This window comes from Arcticibacter svalbardensis MN12-7 (assembly GCF_000403135.1).
Lineage (GTDB): Bacteria > Bacteroidota > Bacteroidia > Sphingobacteriales > Sphingobacteriaceae > Arcticibacter > Arcticibacter svalbardensis.
Genome location: NZ_AQPN01000140.1, coordinates 20,938 through 27,894 on the forward strand (window position 1 = coordinate 20,938; position 6,957 = coordinate 27,894).

The 6,957-nt window shown below is 33.8% G+C and carries 7 protein-coding genes and 1 pseudogene; 5 read left to right on the forward strand and 3 right to left on the reverse strand.

Annotated elements, in window-relative coordinates; translation table 11 throughout:
* The first annotated feature begins 3 nt into the window (after positions 1 to 3).
* The 3 genes from ADIARSV_RS18170 to ADIARSV_RS18180 all read left to right on the forward strand — a co-directional run bounded on the left by ADIARSV_RS18170 (position 4) and on the right by ADIARSV_RS18180 (position 2,257).
* A complete protein-coding gene (locus tag ADIARSV_RS18170; protein ID WP_016197121.1) occupies positions 4 to 1,020 on the forward strand; it encodes a chemotaxis protein CheB in 1,017 nt (338 codons plus the stop codon).
* Positions 1,021 to 1,057: 37 nt separating this feature from the next.
* Positions 1,058 to 1,714 carry a response regulator gene (locus ADIARSV_RS18175; protein ID WP_040300612.1) on the forward strand — a complete coding sequence of 219 codons (657 nt, stop codon included), beginning with the start codon at positions 1,058 to 1,060 and terminating at the stop codon, positions 1,712 to 1,714.
* 162 nt (positions 1,715 to 1,876) lie between these two features.
* Positions 1,877 to 2,257 carry a response regulator gene (locus ADIARSV_RS18180; RefSeq protein ID WP_016197123.1) on the forward strand — a complete coding sequence of 127 codons (381 nt, stop codon included), beginning with the start codon at positions 1,877 to 1,879 and terminating at the stop codon, positions 2,255 to 2,257.
* Here ADIARSV_RS18180 and ADIARSV_RS18185 read toward each other — a convergent pair.
* Entirely contained in the window at positions 2,254 to 3,528 is a 1,275-nt protein-coding gene (locus tag ADIARSV_RS18185) for a glycosyltransferase family 4 protein (protein WP_016197124.1), read from the reverse strand. The two genes, ADIARSV_RS18180 and ADIARSV_RS18185, sit on opposite strands and share 4 nt — an antisense overlap.
* 1 nt (position 3,529) lies before the next feature.
* Positions 3,530 to 4,717 carry a glycoside hydrolase family 1 protein gene (locus tag ADIARSV_RS18190; protein ID WP_016197125.1) on the reverse strand — a complete coding sequence of 396 codons (1,188 nt, stop codon included), beginning with the start codon at positions 4,715 to 4,717 and terminating at the stop codon, positions 3,530 to 3,532.
* Between the two features lie 633 nt (positions 4,718 to 5,350).
* On the opposite strand from ADIARSV_RS18190, the gene ADIARSV_RS18195 reads away from it, so the two are divergent.
* Entirely contained in the window at positions 5,351 to 6,013 is a 663-nt protein-coding gene (locus ADIARSV_RS18195; RefSeq protein WP_016197126.1) for a PAS domain-containing protein, read from the forward strand.
* 404 nt (positions 6,014 to 6,417) lie between these two features.
* Here the strand turns inward: ADIARSV_RS18195 and ADIARSV_RS21980 are convergent, their stop codons facing one another.
* Positions 6,418 to 6,591 (reverse strand): hypothetical protein, encoded by a 174-nt coding sequence (locus ADIARSV_RS21980; protein ID WP_016197127.1) that lies wholly within the window; start codon positions 6,589 to 6,591, stop codon positions 6,418 to 6,420.
* Between the two features lie 166 nt (positions 6,592 to 6,757).
* Between ADIARSV_RS21980 and ADIARSV_RS18200 the strand changes: the two are divergent.
* Positions 6,758 to 6,957, forward strand: a pseudogene (locus ADIARSV_RS18200) (NAD(P)-dependent oxidoreductase); the annotation flags it as partial.

A 6,957-nucleotide genomic window follows, 5' to 3' on the forward strand; every position in this document is an offset into this window, starting at 1 on the left:
TTCATGGATAGCATAAAAAATATTATTGTAATTGGTGCATCAGCAGGTGGGTTTAAGGCTATAATTAATCTGGTTTCTAAAATTCCTTCTCATTTACCTACTGCAGTATTTGTTGTACTCCATTTATCAAAAGAATCGATGGTTGAGGTGCTTCAGCATCATATGGAGAAATATACTTCGCTTAAATGCTGTGTGCCTCAGGATATGGAGGTGATTAAAAGGGGATATGTATATATTGCTCCTACTGATCGTCATATGCTTCTAAAAAAGGGATTGATCAGGATTACTAAAGGTCCTCATGAAAATAGATGGAGACCTTCTATTGATGTGCTCTTTCGATCTGCTGCTGTTTCCTACAATTCTCATGTTGTTGGAATAGTATTAACAGGTATGTTATATGATGGCACAGCAGGCATGTCCGCGATTAAAAGAAGTGGTGGAATAACTATTGTTCAGGAGCCCTCAGAAGCGGAGTTTCCAGATATGCCCACAAGTGTGATTAATAATGTTCCTGTTGATTATCGTGTGCATATAGGGGATATTGGATATATTCTAGATGATATATTTTCTAAATCTATACATAATAAGCAAATCCCTGAAGATGTACTTATTGAGGCTGAGATTACAGAAAAAATGGTGAGTAGCATTGATGCCTTAGAAAAAATAGCACAACAGTCAATCTATGCTTGTCCACAATGCGGAGGCGGTTTATGGAAGATTAACAATGACCCTACACACCGGTATCGTTGCCATACTGGCCATACGTTTAATGAAAAAGTGTTGCTCGAAAGTCAGGCTGAATCTGTGGAAGAATCTATCTGGGTTTCTGTGCGTATGCTGGAGGAACGTAAAAAGTTATTAAGAACGATTGCTGAGCATGATCATGAGTCGGGTGATACGGAGCTCGAGACTATCAATACTGCAAGAGCAGATATGATTGAGACGCATATTACACGTCTTAAATTAGCTGTGGTGGCATTACATAGTGATGGTACAATTGCTCAAGATGATGTTGCTTAATTAGTTAAATAAAAGAGGTTTATAAGATTGAATATAAATGATTCCAATTAAGATTTTTTTAGTAGAGGACCACAATATAGTTAGAAATGGTATCAGGACGCTTTTAAACATGCAGCCAGATATTGAAATTGTGGATGAAGCGGGTTCAGTATTAGAGGCTATGGAAAAGCTTAAAACAGGAATCGAGGTTGATATTGTTTTGTCGGATATTAATATGCCGGAACTCACAGGCCTGGATTTGATTCATATGATGAAAACAGATTTCTCACATATTAAGATCATTATGTTAACCATGCTTGACCATGAAAACTATATAAAGCAGACTATCTCGGCAGGGGCTAGCGGTTATTTGCTAAAAAATGTGGATATAGATCAAATGTTGTTTGCCATTCGCCATATAGCCAGGGGAGGAAAATATATATGTTCTGAAATTGTATTCGAAATGCTTAAAAGACAGTTTAATAGTGCAAATGATACTTTTTCTAATGTTCAAACCTCTGTGGACCTTTCACAAAGAGAAGAAGAAGTTTTATTGTTAATAGCTGAAGGGTTTACTAATCAGGATATTGCAGATAAACTTTTTACAAGCCGGAGAACGGTAGAAGGTCACCGTCAAAACTTGCTTGAAAAGACAGGCACTAAAAATACGGCTACATTAATTGGTTTTGCGATTAGAAATAACATGATAAATTGAACAATTGCGTATAACACGCGTTGATAATCAGTATATAACACGTCTGTGGTGTGTTTAAATGTTTTTAAATTTATACTATGTTTCACCCTATGAAAAACATGTTTGAAAGTTAAGGTTTTAACCTTTCATGTAAATGTGTTTTCGTATCTACAGCACATTTGCATGAAAGTAAAAAACAAAATTCTAATACTTGATGATGATAGATACATCCTTGATGTGTTAAATGAAGCACTTACTTATGCAGATTTTGAGGTTAAAACTGCATTGGATATTGATAGCTTTTATCTCGAGCTTGATTCAAATAAACCTGATTTAGTCCTGATTGATTTTCTTTTAAAAGGTATAAATGGAGGTGAGATTTGCCATCAATTAAAAATAACAGATGTAACTGATTCTATTCCTGTGATTTTAATGTCAGGGTATCCAAAAGTATTTGGGTCACTCGGCACCTATGGATGTGACGAATTTATTGCCAAGCCTTTTGATTTATATACACTAATAGACAAAATTCAAGGATATATGTCTATTAGTGCAATTAATTAGGCTGCTTTAATTTCAGTGTTTATAATAACAGGTATTTTTAAAGGTTTTGGCAGTAAATGATATTGTTCTGCTACAAGGTCTGATACATTTTTCCATGTAAACATAGCATTTACTCTGTGGATGGAATTTAATTTCATTGTGCGCATCAAATCCCTATCTGATAATAACCATTTAATTTTGATGGCTAATTCTTCAGGTTTATCCGGCGGTACAAGGAAACCGGTTTTACCATCTTCAACACTATATTTTATTCCACCTACATTAGAACCTATTACAGGCGTTCCACAAGCCATTGCTTCCAATGGTGTAATGCCGAAAGGCTCGTACCATGGGGTGGTAACAAATACATCAGCTGCTGAATAATAATATTTAAGTACTTGGCGGTCTTTCCTGCCCACAAAGTCTACGGAGTCATTTATGTTTTCAAGTTTGACTATATTCATTAGACGAGATAGTTCAGGGCTTAACGCTGGATCAGGTGTATCTGTATCGCCTCCTACAATAATTAATCTAACGTCGTAACCTGTTTGTTTAAGTTGTACTACTGCTCTGATCACATTGTCTATACCTTTTCGTGGAACCATCCTTCCCAACTGTAGCACAATTTTTTCTGAATTATCAAGATGTAATTTTTTCCTTGCATATTTTTTACTTACCGGATAGAATTCTTTTTTACTGAATCCACAAGGAATAATTGTGATTTTGTCAGGAGATGCCTGGTAAAAGTTCATGAGGTCATCTTTGTCCTGGGGACATTCGGCAATTATTTTATCAGCAGTTTGTACAATTCCTTTTTCTATTTCTATTCGGATTGCAGGAAATTTATCTTCCTCCTGGTGATACAACCTCCTAATATAACCCAAAGCATGAAAAGTAATAATAAAAGGAATACCAAGTGTTTCTTTAAGCTCGGAGGCCACCCAACCTGACATCCAGAAATTGGCATGAATAATTTCATAAGTAAGATTTTCTTGTTGTATAAAGGAGATAATGCTATCTGTAAATTGAGGCATGTATTGCCAAAGCTCTTCTTTAGGCAATGATACCGCCGGGCCAGCTTGCACATGTACTACACGGAGGCTTTTTTCCCAATAAACTACATGTGGCAAATTCTCTTGATCACAACGAGTAAAAATGTCAATTTCATAACCTAATTCTACTAAATGTTTTGATAGTTCAGCAACATAAACATTTTGTCCTCCGCTATCCACTCCTCCAAGTGTGGCCAAAGGAGATGCGTGCTCACTTATAAAAGCTATTCTTGTTTTCATATTAGATAGATTTGAAAAAAGCGTCGTTAGTTAAATGTTCTAAAGATTTCTGATTTATGAGTAGTGCTTCTGCATACGGTTTATTTAAGATTCTTTCGGTGGGAATTTCCTTTGAAGTATTATCCCAGAGACCTGAATGGTGCCAGCAATCTAAATTATCCCAATCAGGTCGATCTATAATTGGATACAGGCAAATACCCCAAAAGGGAATCGAAGTGATTACCTTTGAAATTTCATGCGAAATGAAGTTAATCCAAAGTGGCCTATCTTCACCGGGATGACTTGTTTCCGTTAAAACGATAGGTTTATTATAGCGTTTGTAAGCTTCAATTAAAAGACTGGAGAGGGAACGCCATCTGGGATCAGGAATCTCATTTGCCCAAGGTATAAAGTCGTTAAACCCTAAAACCCATTGGTTGTTATAATAGTAGTTAAAGCCTAAGATGTCAAGGTATTCTGGTTTGCCACCTAATTCCGGACAAATTCGTCCACATAACATATCTACAGCTTGATACTGTGACTCATGACTCTTAGCTGCCTCCAGAATAAGATCTTCTGTAGCAAAAGCAGGAGGTACTATGTTAACAAGCGGCTCAGTAGTTAATATACGAATGCGTGGGTCTAATTCTTTTAAAGCCTTTACACCTTGTATGTAGGCACGCATTAATGCATATTTAACTTCCCAACCATTTTTGACGCAGTATGGGGAGGTTCCTCCAACTTCACCACCTAACCAGGATAAAAAGCTTACTTCGTTAATAGGAGTAATAATTAATTGAATATCGAAGCTCATTTCGGAGAGGCAATATTTGGCAAATGCCCTGCACATACTCACAAAACGTTCTGTGAAATGAGGGTGAAGAGGGCTGAGATCGCTAGGGAATCCAAAATGACAAATATCCCAGACTTGTTGAATATGGTACTCTTTAGCAATATTTAGCATCAATTTAACGATGCTAAAGTCATACTGATAAGGAATAATTTCCACCTGACTCCATCTGATTCCCTCCCGAACAGTCGTAATATTAAAATCCTTTAATCGGCTGTAATCTTCTTTGATTAAATCCAAATGGGCAGTTAAATTTAAAAAATCGACTCTGTTACCACTTGAATTAAGATGGTCAGCGCACTCGAATCCACCCATCCAAAAAGATTTGAATGGATTTATGTCTTTAGGGTTTAATTCCATTAAGTGACTTTTAAATTAAACCAATATTGTTGTTTTTTCATATATGAACAAGTAGATCAAGAACTTGACAACCGAACGCTTTTATTGTTTAAGCCTATTATAGGAGCATTAATATGCTACGTATAAATACGGTATACCCATTAATGTAGGAAGTACAGACCATTCTTCTAAGTTTAAGCTAAATGAGTCAGCTCAATAGATTTGAAGACTAAAAATAACTTCAAATTTTTCAATATTGATTGGAAAGAAGTGTATTGAAAAGCATAATAATCACGTATTTAACTTTTATGAATACGTATTTTTTATAAAGTGTGATTATTTTAAATAGAGCATTCTATTTCAATTACTCTTAAATAAGGATAACTTTGTCTTTATAAAGCCTTTATAATCATATCAAATAATAAGATAAGGAAAGTATATCATGCAATAAATGTATTAATTCATGAATAAATACTTGTTAATTTCACTGTAACTACGTGATTGTTATCCTTCTCATATTATAAAATCATATTTGTGCCATTACTCATATTCTTTTACCTAAGTTTATTAAACTTTAAAGTAGTAGGTTTTTATATGTCTACTGTAGAGCTATTTATAAAAAAATTAATATTGTTTTTATTAAAATATTAGAATATGAGTAGTCTAATAGGTGACAATCAATATGTATCAAAACATGAAAAAAAATTCATGGCATTATACAATAGCGTTCCTAATTTAATCTGGATAGCTAATCCGAATGGTGACATCAAATTGGCTAATAATCAATTCAAAGACTACTTTGGTCTCTATAGCGAGAATGTTCATGCTGATATTTTTTATAATTTTTTGGATCAATCAGAGATTTCATCCGTATATAAAAAATGGTTTATCGCAGCTGATAAAGCAGAGACTTTTGAATTGGAGATGAAGTTAAAAAACAAGGAAGGGATATTTCACACATTCTTCGTTCGTATCATACCTTATTTCAGTGGAGGAAAACTTAATTCATGGTACGGATCATGTATTCACTTGGATTTTGACAAGAAAAATTATGTAGGATTTATGCCTTTTGTTAACAATGATCTACTACTTGTAAATAAATTGAACAATGATTATACCACAACATTAAAGCAATTGGCTTTTGTACAATCTTCTCAGATTCGGCGCCCTTTGGCTAATATAATTGGTCTTGTTTCCTTACTAGAAAGTACTAAGGATAAAAATTTAGTTAAAGAACTTATTGGATTAGTAAAAAGCAGTGCAGATGATCTTGATTTAATGATTACAAGTATGTTAAAAAAGACTTATGATGATTAACATGCTTGCTGTTTATAGCAAAGTGTATATATGAATAACATTAACTAAACCGTTTTTAAATAATAATCCTTAAAATTTTAGTCAGCAATGACTTTATTTTGAGGATATTATTTTTTTATGCTTATTCTATGATGAGATTAAATTTTTTATGAACCCAAGTCAATGTGCAATAATTTGTCGTGTGCTAAGTTTAAATTGATTTTATTCGTAGGATACTGAAAATGAATTTTTATATAATTAAAATTATAGCACCTAAGACAAAAAAGTATTCTAGATCTAATTCTTAAAGATATAATAGGGAGTTGCGAAGTTAGCTTGTTAGAGTATAAAAGCGATTATAGAATTAACTTTGCCTGTATAACTTCATTTAATGGTCTTATAAGAAAAATTGATAGGCCCCTCTGTTATTCTTTCTCAGGTCCCTTTGAAGGTATCTCCGAGTTAATAGATTTTTTAGTATTTTCTCTAAGCCGCTCTTCAGCTTGTTTTACTTCATCTTTTTCTGCTAATGGACCTTCAGTTTTAATCTGTCCCTCTCTATAACTTTTCTCCTCGTTTTTTTTGTTTTTTGAAGACATGATACTCTCCTTTCTTAAAAATAATAAAAATAATAAAAGTGAATGATTATGTGCATGTTAGGGTATTAAATATTTAACTAAAAAAATAAAAATAGTTTTTAATATCTAAAAACTTTAAACTTTTCATGTTGTTTATTCATTTTTTACCTAAGAAAAATTTACACCTATGGAAAATACACAATTATCAAGGAATCCTCATGAGCGGTATCCAAAGCCACCTTTTCCTAAACAAAAGCAGGAAGCTCCTGGTACTGAGTACAAAATGCAACCCATTGCCGATCATGGAGAAGAATCTTACAAGGGCTCAGGAAAATTAACCGATAAAAAAGCAATAATTACAGGTGGCGATTCAGGTATAGGTCGCGC

Excerpts from the sequence above, each read along its gene's own strand:
- ADIARSV_RS18170 (WP_016197121.1), top strand. The coding sequence starts at position 4 with ATGGATAGCATAAAAAATATTATTGTAATTGGTGCATCAGCAGGTGGG.
- ADIARSV_RS18175 (WP_040300612.1), top strand. The coding sequence starts at position 1,058 with ATGATTCCAATTAAGATTTTTTTAGTAGAGGACCACAATATAGTTAGA.
- ADIARSV_RS18180 (WP_016197123.1), top strand. The coding sequence starts at position 1,877 with ATGAAAGTAAAAAACAAAATTCTAATACTTGATGATGATAGATACATC.
- ADIARSV_RS18185 (WP_016197124.1), bottom strand. The coding sequence starts at position 3,528 with ATGAAAACAAGAATAGCTTTTATAAGTGAGCACGCATCTCCTTTGGCC.
- ADIARSV_RS18190 (WP_016197125.1), bottom strand. The coding sequence starts at position 4,717 with ATGGAATTAAACCCTAAAGACATAAATCCATTCAAATCTTTTTGGATG.
- ADIARSV_RS18195 (WP_016197126.1), top strand. The coding sequence starts at position 5,351 with ATGAGTAGTCTAATAGGTGACAATCAATATGTATCAAAACATGAAAAA.
- ADIARSV_RS21980 (WP_016197127.1), bottom strand. The coding sequence starts at position 6,591 with ATGTCTTCAAAAAACAAAAAAAACGAGGAGAAAAGTTATAGAGAGGGA.